General features: G+C 71.4%; 16 protein-coding genes and 2 tRNA genes. 3 read left to right on the top strand and 15 right to left on the bottom strand.

What is annotated here, in order from left to right; translation table 11 throughout:
- Positions 1 to 222: 222 nt before the first annotated feature.
- From OG861_RS20975 to OG861_RS20940, 8 genes are all read right to left on the bottom strand, one after another.
- Positions 223 to 295 (bottom strand) — tRNA-Ala (locus OG861_RS20975).
- Between the two features lie 150 nt (positions 296 to 445).
- Positions 446 to 679: a hypothetical protein gene (locus OG861_RS20970; RefSeq protein ID WP_136215681.1), complete on the bottom strand. Its 234-nt coding sequence runs from the start codon at positions 677 to 679 to the stop codon at positions 446 to 448.
- A gap of 144 nt (positions 680 to 823) precedes the next feature.
- Positions 824 to 896: transfer RNA gene (locus OG861_RS20965), tRNA-Ala, on the bottom strand.
- Between the two features lie 133 nt (positions 897 to 1,029).
- Positions 1,030 to 1,650, bottom strand: a complete 621-nt coding sequence (locus tag OG861_RS20960; protein WP_329202168.1) for a histidine phosphatase family protein — start codon at positions 1,648 to 1,650, stop codon at positions 1,030 to 1,032.
- Between the two features lie 86 nt (positions 1,651 to 1,736).
- On the bottom strand, positions 1,737 to 2,183 hold the full coding sequence (gene rsfS / locus OG861_RS20955; RefSeq protein ID WP_136215683.1) for a ribosome silencing factor: 447 nt from the start codon (positions 2,181 to 2,183) through the stop codon (positions 1,737 to 1,739).
- Positions 2,184 to 2,311: 128 nt separating this feature from the next.
- Positions 2,312 to 4,003, bottom strand: a complete 1,692-nt coding sequence (locus OG861_RS20950; RefSeq protein WP_329195146.1) for an LCP family protein — start codon at positions 4,001 to 4,003, stop codon at positions 2,312 to 2,314.
- 29 nt (positions 4,004 to 4,032) lie between these two features.
- On the bottom strand, positions 4,033 to 4,650 hold the full coding sequence (gene nadD / locus OG861_RS20945) for a nicotinate-nucleotide adenylyltransferase (RefSeq protein ID WP_136215685.1): 618 nt from the start codon (positions 4,648 to 4,650) through the stop codon (positions 4,033 to 4,035).
- 98 nt (positions 4,651 to 4,748) lie between these two features.
- Positions 4,749 to 4,916, bottom strand: a complete 168-nt coding sequence (locus OG861_RS20940; protein WP_190182442.1) for a hypothetical protein — start codon at positions 4,914 to 4,916, stop codon at positions 4,749 to 4,751.
- 138 nt (positions 4,917 to 5,054) lie between these two features.
- Between OG861_RS20940 and OG861_RS20935 the strand changes: the two genes are divergently transcribed.
- Complete coding sequence (locus OG861_RS20935; RefSeq protein WP_329195151.1) at positions 5,055 to 6,155, top strand: M48 family metallopeptidase; 1,101 nt, start codon at positions 5,055 to 5,057, stop codon at positions 6,153 to 6,155.
- Here OG861_RS20935 and OG861_RS20930 read toward each other — a convergent pair.
- The 7 genes from OG861_RS20930 to OG861_RS20900 form a co-directional block, all read right to left on the bottom strand.
- Positions 6,142 to 7,341: an SCO2583 family membrane protein gene (locus OG861_RS20930; RefSeq protein WP_329195153.1), complete on the bottom strand. Its 1,200-nt coding sequence runs from the start codon at positions 7,339 to 7,341 to the stop codon at positions 6,142 to 6,144. The two genes, OG861_RS20935 and OG861_RS20930, sit on opposite strands and share 14 nt — an antisense overlap.
- 81 nt (positions 7,342 to 7,422) lie before the next feature.
- Positions 7,423 to 7,989 carry an SCO2584 family spore wall biosynthesis protein gene (locus tag OG861_RS20925; RefSeq protein WP_329195155.1) on the bottom strand — a complete coding sequence of 189 codons (567 nt, stop codon included), beginning with the start codon at positions 7,987 to 7,989 and terminating at the stop codon, positions 7,423 to 7,425.
- A gap of 77 nt (positions 7,990 to 8,066) precedes the next feature.
- Positions 8,067 to 9,341: a glutamate-5-semialdehyde dehydrogenase gene (locus OG861_RS20920; RefSeq protein ID WP_443056499.1), complete on the bottom strand. Its 1,275-nt coding sequence runs from the start codon at positions 9,339 to 9,341 to the stop codon at positions 8,067 to 8,069.
- A gap of 605 nt (positions 9,342 to 9,946) precedes the next feature.
- Positions 9,947 to 10,345 carry a hypothetical protein gene (locus tag OG861_RS20915; protein WP_329202172.1) on the bottom strand — a complete coding sequence of 133 codons (399 nt, stop codon included), beginning with the start codon at positions 10,343 to 10,345 and terminating at the stop codon, positions 9,947 to 9,949.
- 108 nt (positions 10,346 to 10,453) lie between these two features.
- Positions 10,454 to 11,581 (bottom strand): glutamate 5-kinase, encoded by a 1,128-nt coding sequence (proB, locus tag OG861_RS20910; protein ID WP_329195157.1) that lies wholly within the window; start codon positions 11,579 to 11,581, stop codon positions 10,454 to 10,456.
- Positions 11,582 to 11,659: 78 nt separating this feature from the next.
- Positions 11,660 to 12,190, bottom strand: a complete 531-nt coding sequence (locus OG861_RS20905) for a GtrA family protein (RefSeq protein ID WP_329195159.1) — start codon at positions 12,188 to 12,190, stop codon at positions 11,660 to 11,662.
- The gene (locus OG861_RS20900) at positions 12,187 to 13,179 is read right to left on the bottom strand and encodes a glycosyltransferase family 2 protein (protein WP_329195161.1); all 993 of its coding nucleotides are present in this window, start codon (positions 13,177 to 13,179) and stop codon (positions 12,187 to 12,189) included. Before OG861_RS20900 ends, OG861_RS20905 begins: the two co-directional genes overlap by 4 nt.
- A gap of 182 nt (positions 13,180 to 13,361) precedes the next feature.
- Here OG861_RS20900 and OG861_RS20895 point away from each other — a divergent pair, with 182 nt between their 5' ends.
- Together OG861_RS20895 and OG861_RS20890 are read left to right on the top strand one after the other, a co-directional pair.
- Positions 13,362 to 16,232: a bifunctional glycosyltransferase/CDP-glycerol:glycerophosphate glycerophosphotransferase gene (locus OG861_RS20895; RefSeq protein ID WP_329195163.1), complete on the top strand. Its 2,871-nt coding sequence runs from the start codon at positions 13,362 to 13,364 to the stop codon at positions 16,230 to 16,232.
- Positions 16,229 to 17,422, top strand: coding sequence for a glycosyltransferase (locus tag OG861_RS20890; RefSeq protein WP_329195165.1), 1,194 nt, complete (start codon positions 16,229 to 16,231; stop codon positions 17,420 to 17,422). Before OG861_RS20895 ends, OG861_RS20890 begins: the two co-directional genes overlap by 4 nt.
- Positions 17,423 to 17,426: the final 4 nt, after the last annotated feature.

Genomic DNA, 17,426 nt, shown 5'->3' with positions numbered 1-17,426 from the left:
CTGCCGTCTCTGCCTGCCCAAACGAAAAAACCCCTCGCACAGGAGGGGACGCCGCGCCGATGCCGACCGTCTCGAAGGGTCGGTACTGATCAGCGCGGCTCGGTAAGCAGAAGGCGTACGGCACGCATGGCGTCAGGGTACCGCAGCGGCCCCGACGCCCGCTCGGGCGTTCCGCACAACGAGAAGCGGGCCACCCGATCCGGGTGACCCGCTTCCTCACTGTGGAGCTAAGGAGAATTGAACTCCTGACCTCCTGCATGCCATGCAGGCGCTCTACCAACTGAGCTATAGCCCCTCGTACTGCTTGGTACTGCTTGCCGTTCCGGTTTCCCTTGGCGGTTCCCCTTGGCGACGTCCCAAACATTACACGGTCATGGCCCTGGTCCAAAAATCGGTTTCCGCACCGCCGGAGCCATGACGGACATGGACCACTACGTCCGTTTCCTCACGCCTTCGCGAACTGGTAGAAGCGCTTGAGCGTGCAGTGCTCGTCGAGCAGTCGGCCGTAGATCGGCTCGCCCTCCAGCTCGCGGTACGTCTCGATGGGGTCGCCTTTTATGATCAGCGCCCGCGCGCATTCCTCGCACCAGTACTGGTAGTCGGGGTTGACCGGCTCCATGTCCCGCACGATCGGCGTGCCGTTGTTGCACCAGTCGCACCGCCGCCGGTGTGCACCCATCCGTCAGCGACTCCCTCCCGCGTCGGGCCGTCGTGTCCCCCTCCGGCGGTCCGATTCTGCCATGCCGGTACGCGCCGGGTCAGCAAGCACAAAAAGGAACAAACGCAAGTATCCCGCCCCCTGTTGGGGACGGGATACCGATTGTGGAGCTAAGGAGAATTGAACTCCTGACCTCCTGCATGCCATGCAGGCGCTCTACCAACTGAGCTATAGCCCCGCTCTCCGCGGCGCTCCCCCCGTTTCCGGCGTTCCGCGCTGCGAACAAGAAGAACTCTAGCCTGCGACCAGCCGGAAAGTGAAATCCGGCCGTGCGCCCGCACCGACCTGCGCCGCGGGCAGCGCCGACGTGCTCAGTCGTCGTCGCCGAGCACCGGCTCCGGCAGCGTGCCGGCGTTGTGCTCCATGAGGCGCCAGCCGCGCGCGCCCTCGCCGAGGACGGACCAGCAGCAGTTGGTGAGCCCGCCGAGGCTCTCCCAGGAGGACGGGTCCAGCTCCAGCAGACGGCCGATGGTCGTACGGATCGTCCCGCCGTGGCTGACCACCACCAGCGTGCCGCCCTCGGGCAGCAGGTCGACGTGACGCAGGACCACCGGCGCGGCCCGGTCGGCGACCTCGGTCTCCAGCTCGCCGCCACCGCGCCGTACGGGCTCGCCGCGCTTCCACGCCGCGTACTGCTCGCCGTACTTGTGGAGGATCTCCTCGTGCGTGAGCCCCTGCCACTCGCCCGCGTACGTCTCGCGCAGCGCCTCGTCGTGCTCCACCGCGAGGCCGGTGAGCGCGGCCAGCTCGGCGGCCGTGTCGGAGGCGCGCCGCAGGTCCGAGGCGACGATGGCGTCCGGCTTCATCGAGGCGAGCAGCCGGGCGGCGCGGCGCGCCTGCGCCACACCGGTCTCGGTCAGCTCTATGTCCGTGGAGCCCTGGAAGCGGCGCTCCAGGTTCCACGAGGTCTGCCCGTGCCGCCAAAGGACGATCTTCCGACCGGTGCGACCGCCCTTGCCGTCCGAAGCGGCCGGTGCGGTGGAGGCGGCCGTACCGGTCGTACCCGTGTCGGTCGTGCTCAGAACAGATCACCGTCCAGTTCGTCGTCGCCCTGCGCCTCGCGCAGCTTCGCGTGCTCCTCGGCCTTGCCGATGGTGAGCTTGGCGTCCTCGGGGAGCTCGATCTCGGGGCAGTCCTTCCACAGGCGCTCCAGCGCGTAGAAGACCCGCTCCTCGCTGTGCTGGACGTGCACGACGATGTCGACGTAGTCGAGCAGGATCCAGCGGGCGTCGCGGTCGCCCTCGCGGCGCACCGGCTTGGCGCCGAGTTCCTTGAGCAGGCGCTCTTCGATCTCGTCCACGATCGACTTGACCTGGCGGTCGTTGGGCGCGGAGGCGAGGAGGAAGGCGTCGGTGATCGACAGCACGTCGCTGACGTCGTACGCGATGATGTCGTGCGCGAGCCGGTCGGCCGCGGCCTGGGCGGCGGCGGTGATGAGCTCGATGGAGCGGTCCGTGGCGGTCACTGGCCATGCTTTCGGGTTGGCGGGCAGATCCTCTCAAGGGTCTCATGTACCGCCGACACCGCCCGCGCGGAACGTTCCGCGCGGACGAAATCACAGCTCAGGGGCCCGGCGAGGCCGCCCGCAGCGGCTCAGGACGCCTTGTAGTCCTTGCCCAGGACCACCACGACGTCCGCGTTCACCGCGCTCTCGGCCTTCTTGACGGCCGTCTCCGGCAGCCCCAGCGTCTTGGCCACCTCGACCGCCTTGGCCCGCTGCGCCTCGTCCCGGTAGGTGATCTGCGAGAGCGCCGCGCTCTTGTCGGCCTTGCCGCCCTCGACGAGCGTGTAGCCGCCGTTCAGCAGCGCCGCCTTCGCCGCGAGCTGCGCCTTCTCGTCTCCGGTGGCGTCCTTGAGGCCGATCCGGGGAGCGGCGCCGGGGACCGCCGCGGCGGAGCCGCCGAGGATCTCGTCGACGGCCTTCTTGCCGGCGTCGTCGCCGAGGCCGCCGTCCGGCTTCACCGGGAGCACCTCGGTGCGGTAGGCGCCCACCTTGGCGTGCTCCCCGATCCGCGACAGCAGCGCGCCCAGGTTCTGCGCGTTCAGCGCCGGGTCCAGGATCTGGCCCATGCTCTCGACGGTCACCGCCGCCGCCTTCGGGTCGGCGGGGATCTTGCGCAGGACGGCGTACAGCACCTTGCCGAGCCGCTCCAGCTGCTTGGTCTCCGGCTCGCCCTGGGCGCGGTGGGTGGCGTAGGCGACGGCCATCGCACCGGTCAGGCTCTGCTTGGCGCCCTGGGACACGGCCGGGGTCTTCGCCTGGTCGTCGGCCGGGACGGCGGTGTCGGTATCGACCTCGATGCCGCCGACCAGCTCGACGAGCCGCTCCAGGAAGGGGGTGTCCAGGCGCCAGGTGCCGCCGATGCGGGTGCCGAGGACCGAGTCGAGGGACTCGCGGGTGCCGATGCCGCCGTCCTCGACCGACTTGGACAGCGGCTGGCCGGTGCCGTCCTCCTTGGGGACGTTCAGGGTGTTCGGCAGCAGGACGGTGGCGCCCTGCTTCGTGGTCACGTTGTCGACGAGCAGCAGCGTGGAGGAGCCGCCCTTCTTCGTGTTGAGCACGTGGACGACGATCATGTCCCGCTTCTGTGCCCCGGTCGCGGCCGCGGGCTTCTTCTGACCACCGGGCCCGTCGAGGAAGGGGAGCTTGCCCGCGTACCAGAGGTAGCCGGCGCCGCCGACGACGATCAAGGCGAGGACGACGATCAGCGCGACGGTCCGGTTGCGGCCCCGGCGGCGGGCCTCCTCGCGGCGTTCGGTGCGGCTCTCGGTGAAGGCGAGCCAGTCGATGACGTCCTCGGACTCCTCGTCCGGCTGGTCGATGAAGGCGAACATCTCGGTGCGGTAGTCCCGGCCGGCTTCGGGCTCGGTCCCGGGTCCGGGGGCGGCCCGGCGCGGCTGGGGGACCTGGGGGGCCGGCCGGGGGTCCGGGGCGGGCTGCTGCCGGGGCGCCTGCTGCCCGGGAGCCTGCTCCTGCGGGGCATGCTGCTGCGGGATCCACTGCTGGGCCTGCTGGGTGTCGTACCCGTAGCCGGGGCCGGGCGCGTACTGCTCCTGGCCGTACGCCCCGCCCTGAGTGCCGTGGTCCTGGGCGGGCTGCTGCTGCTGCGGGTAGGGCTGCTGGGGGGCGTAGCCCTGGTGGTCGTAGCCGTACGGCTGCTCGTACGCGGGGGCGGGGGCCTGGGCGGGCGCAGGGCCGTACACCGGCCGGCCGTACGGGTCGTAGCCGATGAGCTGCTGCTCCTGGGCGGCGTACGGGTCGTACGGATCCTGGCGGTCGTTCACCGCGGGCCCCTCTCTGCTGAACCGGAAGCTCAGGCTCCCCGGTACAGCTCACGCTTGTCGATGTAGCGCACGACACCGTCCGGCACCAAATACCAAACGGGGTCGCCCTGCGCGACGCGCGCCCGGCAGTCGGTGGACGAGATCGCCAGCGCGGGCACCTCGACCAGGGAGACACCGCCCTCGGGCAGCCCGTCGTCGGTCAGCACGTGGCCCGGCCGGGTCACTCCGATGAAGTGCGCGAGGGAGAACAGCTCCTCGGCGTTGCGCCAGGTCAGGATCTGGGCGAGGGCATCCGCCCCGGTGATGAAGAACAGGTCGGAGTCGTGGTTGAGGGCGCTCAGGTCCCGCAGGGTGTCGATGGTGTACGTCGGGCCGCCGCGGTCGATGTCGATGCGGCTCACCGAGAACTGCGGGTTCGAGGCCGTCGCGATGACGGTCATGAGGTAGCGGTCCTCGGCCGGGGAGACGACGCTGTGCGACTTCTGCCACGGCTGGCCGGTCGGTACGAACACCACCTCGTCGAGGTGGAAGAGGGCGGCCACCTCACTGGCGGCCACCAGGTGTCCGTGGTGGATCGGATCGAATGTCCCGCCCATCACGCCGAGGCGGCGCTTGACCGGGCCGGTAGGCGTTCCCTGCTCTCCCATGAGCGCAGAGCCTACTGGCCCGGCGGCCCGTCCCGGACCCGCATTCGAGCGTGCGCCCGGGGGCTCGGGCAGCCGGGCGGTGCGCTCGGACAACGGGTCTAGCGGTCGCGGTTGAGGCGCGTGGTCACCCACAGCAGGAGCAGCAGCACGCAGAAGGCGCCGCCACCGGTCAGGTAGGGGCTCAGGCTGTCGTGGTTGCCGCCGTGCTGCTCGGCACCCTCCGAGGCGAGAACGACCAGGTTGTGGGTGGTGGTGGAGAGGCTCATCAGGCAGGTACCTATCGAGTCGGGAGGGAGCGGAGACTTCCCTCACATCGTATGCGGGGGCCCCGGGCACCCTCACGCCGACTCAGGCGTTGGAGAGGATGGACGCGAGCACACAGGTCTATCCAGGGGGAGGGCGTCATGACGAACACCGGATCCGAGAAGGTACCGGCCCGGAACCGCAGGAGGTTCCCCGGCATCTCGTCGCGGGCCTACGAGCATCCGGCGGACCGCTCGGCGCTGGTCGCGCTGCGCAAACTCAGCGGGTTCGACACGGTGTTCAAGGCCCTCAGCGGGCTGCTGCCGGAGCGGAGCCTGCGCCTGCTGTTCCTGTCGGATTCGGTCCGGGTGGGCGAGACGCAGTTCCCCCACCTGCACGGGATGCTGCTCGACGCCTGCTACGTCCTGGACCTGGAGCAGGTCCCGCAGATGTACGTGCAGCAGGATCCGAAGCCGAACGCGATGTGCATCGGGCTGGACGAGCCGATCATCGTGGTGACGACGGGCCTGGTCGAACTGCTCGACGAGGAGGAGATGCGGGCGGTCGTCGGCCACGAGGTGGGCCACGCACTGTCCGGGCACGCCGTGTACCGCACGGTCCTGCTGTTCCTGACGAACCTGGCGCTCAAGGTGGCGTGGATCCCGCTGGGCAATGTGGCGATCATGGCGATCGTCACCGCGCTGCGGGAGTGGTTCCGCAAGTCGGAGCTGTCGGCGGACCGGGCCGGGCTGCTGGCGGGGCAGGACGTGCACGCCTCTATGCGCGGGCTGATGAAGCTGGCCGGCGGCCACCACCTGCACGAGATGAACGTGGACGCCTTCCTTGCGCAGGCCGAGGAGTACGAGGAGAGCGGTGACCTGCGGGACTCCGTCCTCAAGATCCTCAACATGCTGCCGCGCACGCATCCCTTCACCACGGTGCGAGCGGCCGAGCTCAAGAAGTGGTCGCAGAGCCGGGACTACCAGCGGATCATGGACGGCCACTACCCGCGGCGGGACGAGGACAAGGACACCTCGGTGGGCGACTCCTTCCGGGAGTCCGCCTCGCACTACGCGGACTCCGTGCGCAGCAGCAAGGATCCGCTGATGAAGCTGGTCGGCGACATAGCCGGCGGTGCGGGCGACCTCGGCGGCAAGCTCCGCGACGTGTTCACCGGCTCGGGTTCCGGCGCGGGCGGCGGTACGGGGGCGGGCGGAGCCGGCCACGGCGGGGACGGCAAGGGCGGGGCTACGGAGCAGTAGCCGCACCGTCCGGCGGGACCTGGCTCTCCGGCAGGGTCCGGCCTTCCGGCTCGGTCGCGCCGGGGGCGTCCGGGGGTGCGGGCGTCGCCAGGACGCCGCACAGCCCGGCCGTGCGCCTCGGGTGGCCGCTGGCGTACGGGTCGCTGGCCGGCGGCCCGACGGTGGTGGGCGCGGCTCCCGCGAGCAGCGGGCGGAAGCCGGCTGCCGGGTCGGTGGCGCAGTCCTGCGGTCCGGCCGTCACGTAGGCCGAGAGCAGCTCGGCACGCCGGGCCGTGAGGTCCGCGCGGTCGAAGCGCAGCAGCAGCTCGCGCCGGACGGTGAAGAGCGACGCGCCGTCGACGGCGGTCGGGGATCCGGTGGCGGGGCGGACCGCGTAGACGAAGGTGTGGTCGGTGGTCACCTCCAGCGCGTCGGGGGTGACCTCCTCGAAGCCGAGGGTGCCGTTCACCCGCACGCGTGAATCGGCGATCGCGGCGGTGCCCGGGTCGAAGCGGACCAGCCACCCGGTGGCGGCGTGCCGGCCGTCCCCGGAGGGCGAGGTCATGCTCTGGTCGAACTGCGACTGCTGGGCCGGGTCGAGCAGGACGCGTACGGGCCGGGAGGCGGTGCCGGCCAGGACGTCCGGGTCGAGCGAGGACTGCACCAGGTAGTCCTTGGCGATGGACAGCGCCGCGAGGATCTGGCTGTCGCTGAAATGCGGGGTGCGGCGCACGGCGGGCAGGCTGATCCCGGCCGCCCCGACGGCGTAGTGGGCCGCGGGGCTGTTCGCGTAGAGGTCAGCCGGGCTTCCGCCGGGGACGGGAACGGCCGGCGCGAGCGGGACGACGACACTGCCGAGCGGCTGGGCTTCGCCCTGGGGCGTGGGCACGTACGGGTTGCGCAGGCCCATGTACACCGCGGCCGCGAAGGCCGTGGCGATGAGCAGGACGAGCAGCATGCCCTGCCGGGCGCCCCTGCCGGGAGTGCCGGTGCGGTGCCCGGTCCCGCCGGCCGACCAGAGTGAGCGGCTGCGTACGGCCCGGGCGTGCTCGCCCATGCGTTCCTCGGCGGAGTACTCCTGGAGCCGGGCGGCGCGCACGAAGTCCTCGTCGAAGACGACGGACCGGTACTCGTCCGCCCGGAAGTCGTCGTCGCCCCCGCCGGTGCCTTCGGGGGTGCCGTTGGGTGGATCTCCTGGAACGGCCATCGCTTCTCCCCGCTGTCCCCGCTGTAGAGAAGCCCCCTGCTCCGGTCACGCGAGTGGGGTCGTGCTCAAGGGGTCGTACTTTCAGGGTTGGCGGCCGACGGGGTACGTAAACGCACCCGCGCCGGTGACTTCGCGCAGCGGGGTACTGGCCGGGGCCGGGGCGGGGTCCGAGTCGGCTTCGGCGCTCCGGTACACCGCGCTGAACGCCAGGGCGACCATGCCGAGTCCCATGACGACGGCCAGCACCCAGGCGACCGGACGGAGCCACGGGGAGCGTCCGCGGTAGGGCCGCAGGCGGCCTCCGTAGACGCCGTAGGGGCCGTCCGGGTACCCGTGGCCGTAGCCGCCGTGCTCCCAGCCGGGCTCGTCGAGGTCGTAGGCGTCGGCAGAGCCGTACCCGTAGCCGTCGTAGCCCTCGTAGTCGTCTTCGCCGGTCCGGCCACCGGCGACGCGCGCGGCCTCGGCGGCCTCGGCGCGGGCCCGGTCGGCGGCGCGCTGGCGCTCGGCCGCGCTCGGTTCGTGAATCTCGGCGTTCCGGACGAAGGCCTCGTCGAACACCACGGAGGCGAAGTCCTGATCCGCGCCTCCGCGGTCGTCGTCGGGCTCACCGTCGTCCGGGAACGGCTTGCCCCCCACGTCGTCCGGCACGGGGACAGCGTAGACCTGGGGGGCTGCTTTGGGCAGGGTGTGAGCGGAAATCCGGCCACACCGCGTGCGCCGTTCGGCTACCGGACGTGACCGTCGCCGGTGACGATGTACTTGGTGGAGGTCAGCTCGGGAAGGCCCATCGGGCCGCGGGCGTGCAGCTTCTGGGTGGAGATGCCGATCTCCGCGCCGAAGCCGAACTGACCACCGTCGGTGAACCGGGTGGAGGCGTTCACGGCGACCGTGGTCGAGTCGACCAGCTGGGTGAAGCGGCGGGCGGCGGCCTGGGAGGTGGTGACGATCGCCTCGGTGTGCCCGGAGGTCCAGCGGCGGATGTGGGTGACGGCCTCGTCGAGGGAGTCCACGACGGCGGCCGCGATGTCGTAGGAGAGGTACTCGGCGGCCCAGTCCTCGTCGGTGGCGGGCAGCGCGGTCACCTTGGTGCCTTCGGCGTACGAGAGCACCTCGCCGTCCCCGTGCACGGTGACGCCGGCGTCCGCGAGGGCGTCCAGCGCCAGGGGCAGGAAGGCGGCGGCGATGTCCCGGTGGACCAGGAGCGTCTCGGCGGAGTTGCAGACGGAGGGCCGCTGGGCCTTGGAGTTGACGAGGATGTCCACGGCCATGGCGAGGTCGGCCTGGGCGTCGACGTAGACGTGGCAGTTGCCGGTACCGGTCTCGATGACCGGGACGATGGACTCCTCGACCACGGTCTTGATGAGCGAGGCGCCGCCGCGCGGGATGAGGACGTCGACCAGGCCGCGGGCGCGCATCAGCTCGCGGACGGAGTCGCGGGACTCGCCGGGCACGAGCTGGATCGCGTCCGCGGGCAGGCCGGCGGAGACGATGGCGTCGCGGAGGATCCCGACCAGGGCGGTGTTCGAGGCGTAGGCGGAGGAACTGCCCCGCAGGAGGACGGCGTTGCCGGACTTGAGGCAGAGCGCGGCGGCGTCGACGGTGACGTTGGGGCGGGCCTCGTAGATGACGCCGACGACGCCGAGCGGGACGCGGATCTGGCGCAGGTCGATGCCGTTGGGGAGGGTCGAGCCGCGGACGACCTCACCGACGGGGTCGGGCAGGGCGGCGACGTCGCGCACGTCGGAGGCGATGGCGCGGACGCGCTCGGGGGTGAGGGTGAGGCGGTCGATGACGGTCTCACTGGTGCCGGCCGCGGCGGCCTTGGCGGTGTCGACCGCGTTGGCCTCGACGATCTCGGCCGTACGGGCCTCCAGCGCGTCCGCGATGGCCAGGAGGGCGGCGTCCTTGGCGGACCGCGGGAGCGGGGCGATGGCTGCGGCGGCGGCCTTGGCGGCTTGCGCGGTGGCGGTGACGGGGCTGGGGGCGTCGTACGAGGTCATGCGGCCCAGGGTAATCCCCGGGCGATCGGCGGCCGCCGGGATTCCACCCCCCGAGACGCCCCACCGTGAGGCTCCGCCGGGGGGCTCCGCCGGGGGGCTGCGGCGGGGGGTTGCGGCGGGCAGCGAGGGGGCCGGCCTGCTCCCCTCCGGGTCGTCCGGGGGCCGGCCCACAGCCCTGTCCGGGCGGAGCAGGGACCCGAGCCGCTGCCGCCGGCCGGGAGGGTGCCCGGCTCCGCCCGGGGGCGCTGCGCGGGCTTGCTCTCCGCCCCGCCCTTTCACCGTTTCCCGGGACTCCGCCCCGCACCCCGCGCCTCACCCGTAGGCGGCCGAATACCCCGGCGAAGCCGTACCCGGCGCCAAGCCACCGCGCCCTGCCGGGCGGCTATCCGGGCTCTGCCCGGACCCGCGCCTCAAACGCCGGCGGGGCTGGAAGTCCCCGGGCATGGGCCGCAAGTCCCGGACCCGCGCCTCAAACGCCGGCGGGGCTGGAGATGCCCGGGCCACAAGTCCCGGACCCGCGCCTCAAACGCCGGCGGGGCTGGAAGTGCCCGGCCCCGGGCCGCAAGCGGCAAGGGGTGCAGCCGTGGGCGAGAACGGGGCCGCGTCTAGTAAGGGTGCACGCCGACCGGGTGGGCCGGGGGTGGGCCGTAGCCCTCCGCGACGCGCTGGTGGTAGGTCGAGCGGTCGATGACCTCCAGGCCGACGATCTCCCACGGTGGCAGCCGCGCCGACGAGCGGTGCTCGCCCCACAGCCGCAGGGCGACGGCCGCCGCGTCGTGGAGGTCGCGGGCCTCCTCCCAGTACCGGATCTCCGCATGGTCGTCGGCATACCGGCTGGTCAGCAGAAACGGGTGATCATGCGCGAGCTGCTCCAGCCCGCGCCGCACCTCGCACAGCGGGGCCGGCTTGCCGGAGACGCTCAGGGTCACGTGCCAGAGACGGGAGGTGTCGCCCTGGTCCCCGCCTCCGCCGCCGTCACCGTCCCCGGTGCCGACGCTGGTCAGCGCTCGCCTCACCAGCCGCCTCCTGTCTGCTCCGCCACACCCCGCGTGTCCGTCTGCCTCTCACAGTTGACCAGTCCTTGGCCTGCCGTGCGGCGGTTTTGCCGAACCTCAGCCCTCCAGCAGCACCAGATCGTCCCGGTGGACGACCTCCCGCTCGTACGCGGGTCCGAGCTCTCGCGCGAGCTCGCGGGTGGATCGTCCCAGCAGCCTCGGGAGTTCCTTGGCATCGAAGTTGACCAGGCCCCTCGCCACCGCCCGGCCGTCCGCGGAGCGCAGCTCCACGGGGTCCCCGGCGACGAACTCCCCTTCCACCGCCGCGATTCCGGCGGGCAGCAGGGAGCTGCCGCGCTCGGTGACCGCGCGCACCGCCCCGTCGTCGAGTACGAGGTGTCCCTGGGGGGTCGAGGCGTGCTGGAGCCACAGCAGCCGGTCCGCCGAACGGCGGCCCGTCGCGTGGAAGAGGGTGCCCGTGCCGCGCCCGGCCAGGGCGTCCGCCGCCTGGCTCGCGGAGGTCAGGACGACCGGGATCCCGGCCGCCGCCGCGATCCGGGCGGCCTCGACCTTGGTGACCATGCCGCCGGTGCCGACGCCCGCCTTGCCGGCGCTGCCGATCGAGACGTGGGCGATGTCCTCGGGGCCGCGCACTTCCTCGACGCGGGTGGTGCCGGGCAGGGACGGGTCCCCGTCGTAGAGGCCGTCGACGTCGGAGAGCAGGACCAGCAGGTCGGCGCGGACGAGGTGGGCGACGAGGGCCGCCAGCCGGTCGTTGTCGCCGAAGCGGATCTCGTCCGTGGCCACGGTGTCGTTCTCGTTGACGACGGGCAGCGCCCCCATCACCAGGAGCTGGTCCAGGGTCCGGTAGGCGTTTCGGTAGTGCGCCCGCCGGCTGGTGTCGTCGCTGGTGAGGAGCACTTGGCCGACGCGGATGCCGTAGCGGGCGAAGGAGGCGGTGTACCGGGCGACGAGCAGGCCCTGTCCGACGCTCGCGGCGGCCTGCTGGCGGGCCAGGTCCTTGGGGCGGCGGCGCAGTCCGAGGGGGGAGAGTCCGGCGGCGATGGCGCCGGAGGAGACGAGCACTATCTCCTTCTCGCCGCCGCTGCGGGCCTTGGCCAGTACGTCGACCAGCGCGTCCACCCGGTCCGCGTCGAGACCGCCCGCCGCGGTGGTCAGCGAGGAGGATCCGACCTTGACCACGATCCTGCGCGCGTCGACGACGCTCTGCCTAGCCGCTGACACGTCTTCCCCTTGCCCCTCGCCTGCCTGATCCTTGCGCCCTCAATCTACGGGGTGGCCGGAGCGGGCCGCGCGGCGGTTTCAGAGCGTGGACCGGCTCCGGGCGGGCTCCTGCCCGGCCGCGGGGACCGCTCCGGGGACGAGGATCTTGCGGGAGAGGAGGAAGGTGAACGGGATCGCCACGACGGCCGCGACCAGCGGCGCGATCCGCGTGTCCATCCCGGCCCAGGTGACCAGGGCGTAGAGCCCGACCGACTGGATCACGTAGTTGGTGGCGTTGGTGAGCGGGAAGAGCGCGAACTTCTTCCAGGTCGGCCGGGTCCGGTAGGTGAAGTAGGTGTTCATGAAGAACGAGCCGACCATCGAGAGCAGGAAGGCCAGGGTGTAGGCGGCGAAGTACGGCATCCAGGGGTGCAGGAGCAGGTAGATGCCGAAGAAGGTGCCGGTGTTCACCCCGCCCACGAGGCCGAAGCGCAGGAGCTGCCCGAACTGCTCGCGCCGCGCACTGCGGCCGGGGCCGGGGCCGGCGTCTCCAACGCTGACGCCGCCGTTGCCGTCGCCATTGCCGTTGCCGCTGCCGTCGCCGTTGCCGGGGGTGCCGTCGGCCGTCATCCGCGGCTGCGCTCGACGATCACGGCCTCCGCGGCAGCGCCCCCGCGCTCCGCCTGCGCCCGCCCCGCGCCGTGCGCCTCCTTGACCAGGAAGTGGGGCCTGCGCTTGGTCTCGTAGTAGATGCGTCCGATGTACTCGCCGATCAGCCCGAGCATGATCATCTGCACGCCGCCGAGGCCCGTGATGAGCGCGACCAGGGTGACGTAACCGGGTGAGTCGACACCGTGGGTCATCGCCATCACCGTGATCCACAGCGCGTAGAGCCCGGTGAGGCCCACGAGCGACACGCCGAGCCAGATCCCGATCCGCAGCGGCCGGTTGTTGAAGGAGATCAGACCGTCCATCGCGTAGTTCAGCAGCGAGCCGAACTTCCACTTCGTCTCGCCGGCCTCGCGCTGGGCGTTGCGGTAGTCGAAGTGGACGGTGTCGAAGCCGATCCAGGAGAAGAGCCCCTTGGAGAAGCGGTTGTACTCCGGCAGCGCCAGCAGGGCGTCCACGGCCTGGCGGGAGAGCATCCGGAAGTCCCCGACACCGTCGGTGAGCTCGACGTCGACCCAGCGGTTGACGCCGCGGTAGTAGAGCCGGCTGAGCGCGGAGCGGACCTTCTTGTCCCCTTCGCGCGTGCGTCGGGCGATGATCTGGTCGTGCCCCTGGCGGTGGTAGTCGAGCATGGTGGCGATCAGCTCGGGCGGGTGCTGGAGGTCGGCGTCCATGATCACCACAGCGTCACCGGTGGCCTCGCGCAGGCCGGCGAGCATGCCGGCCTCCTTGCCGAAGTTCCGGCTGAACGAGACGTAGCGCGTCTGCTCGCCGTGCTCCGTGGCGATCTTGCGGAGCTTCTCCAGGGTGCCGTCCCGGCTCCCGTCGTCGACGTAACACACCTCATAGGTGACGGGCAGTGCGTCCAGGACCCTGCGGATCTCGACGTCGAAGCTGTCGATGACGGCTTCTTCGTTGTAGCAAGGGACAACTACCGACAGCTTGGTCATGAACACTTCCTGCTGGGTCCGAACGGGTGATTGTCGGCGACCGGACCCGCCACACACCTTTTCCTCAGAAGTATGCACGGCGGGGGCGGCCTGCCGGAGTCGGGCGTGACACACGGTAGCTTTGACGGGCGGGGGGTCCCCTCGGACGGAGTCCGGGGGCGGAATGGAACAAAGGGATCGAGGTGCACGTGCCTGACGTCTCCGTGGTCGTCATCGTCTATAACGACGCAGAGCGTCTGTCGACAGCCGTCCAGTCGGTTTTGGACCAGACCCTGCACGGGGTCGAAGTCGTGATCGTGGACGACTGCAGCAAGGACCGGTCCTACGCGGTCGCCCAGGAACTGGAGGCGGCGCACCCGGGCAGGGTCCGCGCCTTCCGGCTGCCGGAGAACAGCGGCGGCTGCGGCGCGCCCCGCAACCACGGCGTCCAGCAGGCCACCGGCACCTACGTCATGTTCCTGGACAGCGACGACGTGCTGGAACGCAACGCCTGCCGCAACATGGTCGCCGCGGCCGAACGGACCGGATCCGACCTCGTCTCGGGCATGTGCGTGCGCGTGCACCTGGACAACCGGTGGGGCAAGACCACCGAGTGGTACCCCTGGATCTACTCGCGCACCCGCACGCTGGAGTCGATCACCGAGTACCCGGACCTGCTGGTCTACGACACCCTCTCCACGAACAAGTGCTACCGGCGCGCGTTCCTGCTGGAGCAGGGCCTGGAGTTCCCGGTCCGCATCCACTACGAGGACCTGCTGTTCTCCGCGCAGGCGTACGTCGCCGCGCGCCGCATCACGCTGATCCCCAACCACGTCTACTTCTGGAACGTGGTGGAGAAGGCGGCGGCGAAGTCGATCAGCAACCGGCGCCACGAGATCGCGAACTTCGTCCACCGGATGGAGATCCACCGCCGCGTCGACGAGCTGCTGGCCGCCAAGGGCCACACCGACATCAAGACCGCCAAGGACGCCAAGTTCCTCAAGCACGACCTGGTGCTGCACCTGCGTGACCTGCCCCTGCTGGGCGACGCGTACCGCCAGGAGTTCGCCCGCCTGGCCAACGGCTACCTGGCCGGCATCGACCCGGCCGCGTACGACAGCGTCAACCACCTCCAGGCCATCTGCGCCTACCTGCTCGGCAAGGAGGACTGGGACAACCTGCTGCCGGCCGCCGACGCGATGACCAACAAGGGCCGCCTCACGTCGCCGCTGGCCGAGCGCGACGGCCGGATCTACTGGTGTGCCCGGCACCTCGACGACGCCGAGGGCCGCCGGATACTGGACGTCACCGAGCAGGGATTCCACACGACCCCGCTCCCCTCGCTGTCCCTCGGCAACCGCCTCACCTCGTACGAGGACGACGGGCGCGGCACCGTCACGCTGTCCGGCGCCGTCGTCAACCCGCTCGGCCGCATCGCGGAGGGGCAGGAGCTCAAGGCCACCCTCGAGTTCCGCGCCCGGCGCCAGATCGGCGTGCGCTCGTTCAGCTTCCCGGCGACAACCGTGCGCCACGCCGGTGACACGATCGAGTGGACCGCGACCGCCGACGTCGCGAGCACCGTCCGCCCGCTCGGCATCATCGACGCCGTCTGGGACGTCCGCCTCAAGTTGACGGCCGGCGGCGACCGGATCACCACCCGCGTCTCGGTCGGCGGGGTCGACCTGGAGTCGGCGGCCCGGCTGCGCGTGCGGCCCCGGCTGACCCGGCTGGTCTCCGACCGGTTCGAGCCGGAGGTGACCAAGAAGGGCAACCTCTCCTACGTCCTGACCGCCGAGGGCGCCGCCGCGCAGCGCACCCGGACGCTGATCGACAGCGCCATGCACGGCAAGGCCGCGGGCGTGGTCAAGCGCGGTCTGCGCAAGGCGCTGCGGGCCCGCCGCAACATCGGTTCGGGCGAGCAGAAGGTGAAGGTCTACCACGAGGTCTTCTCGAAGCTGCCGCTCAAGAAGGGCACCGTCGTCTTCGAGAGCCACATGGGCAAGCAGTACAGCGACAGCCCGAAGGCGATCTACGAGGAGATGGTGCGCCAGGGCGTGCCGTTCGAGGCGATCTGGTCGTACGCGGGTGCCAAGCCCACCGGCTTCCCCAAGGAGGCCACCCTGGTCCGCCGCTGGAGCTGGCCGTACCTGCGTGCGCTCGCGCAGGCCGAGTTCTGGGTCGACAACCAGGGCTTCCCACTGGCGCTGACCAAGCGCGCGGGCACCACCTACATCCAGACCTGGCACGGCTCCGCGCTCAAGCGGATGGGCTTCCACGAGCCCCGCACCAAGGCCCAGGGCAAGGCCGGACAGGACCGCTTCCAGGCGGCCGTGGACCGCTTCGACCACTTCCTGATCCGCTCCGAGCACGACGCCCGGACCCTCGCCAAGGGCTTCCGGCTGCGGGACGAGGTGCTGGAGCGCACCGGCTACCCGCGCAACGACGCCCTGGTCGAGGCGCACCGCGCCGAGGTGCAGAGCGGGGAGCGGGTGCGCGGGCCGCTCGCCGCCGAGCTGGGCATCGACCCCGACAAGCGGGTGCTGCTGTACGCGCCGACCTTCCGGGCGGGCGTCGACGGCGCGGTGGAGAACTTCGCCTTCCCCTTCGACGTGGAGGAGTTCGCGGACCGGCTGGGCGAGCGCTTCGTCCTGCTGGTGCGGACGCACTACCTCAACAGCGTCTCGCTGCCGCCGTCGGTCGCGGGCCGGGTGATCGACGTCTCCCGGCACCACGACATCACCCCGCTGCTGGCCCTCGCCGACGGCCTGATCACCGACTATTCGTCGGTGATGTTCGACTACGCGGTGCTGGACCGGCCGATGCTGTTCTTCGCCTACGACTACGAGGCGTACTCGACGGACATCCGCGGCACCTACTTCGACCTCAAGGAGAAGGCTCCGGGGCCGGTCGTGGCCACCGCCGACGAGCTGATGCAGGCCGTCTCCGCCTTCGACGAGGCCGACGCCAAGTACGCGGAGGCGCGCCAGCGCTTCCTCACCGAGTTCGGCGAGTACGACCGCGGGGACGCCGCCCGCCAGATCGTCGAGAAGTTCTTCACCAGGAGCGGCAAGTGAGCCAGCAGACCGCCGCCGGACCGTCCGACGCGTCCGCGCCGGACGGCCGTGACATCTTCCTCGTCTCCAACAGCGTGGACGAGCTCGGCGGTGTGACCACCTGGTCGCACCAGATGGCCCGGCTGTTCACCGACCGCGGCCACCGGGTCCACCTCATCGGGATCGCGCCGGTCGAGGAGGAGCTGCGGCAGAAGTTCCCGCAGGACCTGCCGTACGGGACGACGACGCTGTACGCGGCCCGTCCGCCGTCCGCCCGCCGGCTGACCGGCCTCAAGGGCCGGCTCAACGCCCCCGAGCGGCGCCGCCAGGCGGCCCGCCGCGCGGGGATGCGGGCCAAGGCCGAGACGCTGAACTCCCTGTTCCGCGCCGCCCGCCCGGGCGCCGTGGTCATCGTCACGCAGGTGTGGGCGATGGAGTGGGTGGCGCTCGCCGACACCAAGGGGCTCACCGTCATCGGTATGAGCCACGAGTCCTTCGAGGCCAGTCAGAAGTCCTCGCGCGGCGACCGGGTACGCCGCTTCTTCCAGGACGTCGACCGGCTGCTGGTGCTGACGCCCGAGGACGCGGACCTCTGGATCCGCGCGGGCGTGCAGAACGTGGACAGCATGCCGAACCCGCTGCCGTTCATGCCGGACTCCCCCGCGCCGCGCACGGAGAAGGTCGTCGCGAGCGTCGGCCGCCTCGCGTTCGAGAAGGGCATGGACCTGCTGCTCGACGCCTGGGCGGACGCCGCGCCGCGCCACCCCGACTGGGTCCTGCGGATCTACGGGGCGGGCGTGGAGGAGCCGAAGCTGCGGGCGCACGCCGCCGAGCTCGGCATCGAGGAGTCCGTGCAGTGGATGGGCAGCACCGACGACGTGCTGGGCGCGCTGCGCGGCGCTTCGGTCTTCGCGCAGGCCTCGCGGGCCGAGGGGTTCCCCATCACGCTGCTGGAGGCGATGGCCGCGGGCCTGCCGGTGGTCGCCTTCGACTGCGCGCCGGGCGTGCGGGAGATCGTGCGGCACGGTGAGGACGGGCTGCTGGCCAGGCTCGGCAACACGATGGAGCTGGCGGGGCACCTGGACGTGCTGATGTCCGACGGCGGTCTGCGCGACCGGCTGGGCGACACCGCGTTCCGCGAGGTCCGCCGGTACTCCAGTGCCGAGATCACCGACCGCTGGGAGGCGCTGTTCTCCTTCCTGGAGCGCTGACCTC

The sequence above is a fragment of the Streptomyces sp. NBC_00539 genome (assembly GCF_036346105.1).
Classification (GTDB): domain Bacteria; phylum Actinomycetota; class Actinomycetes; order Streptomycetales; family Streptomycetaceae; genus Streptomyces.
This window is presented reverse-complemented; position numbering and strand designations above follow the sequence as displayed.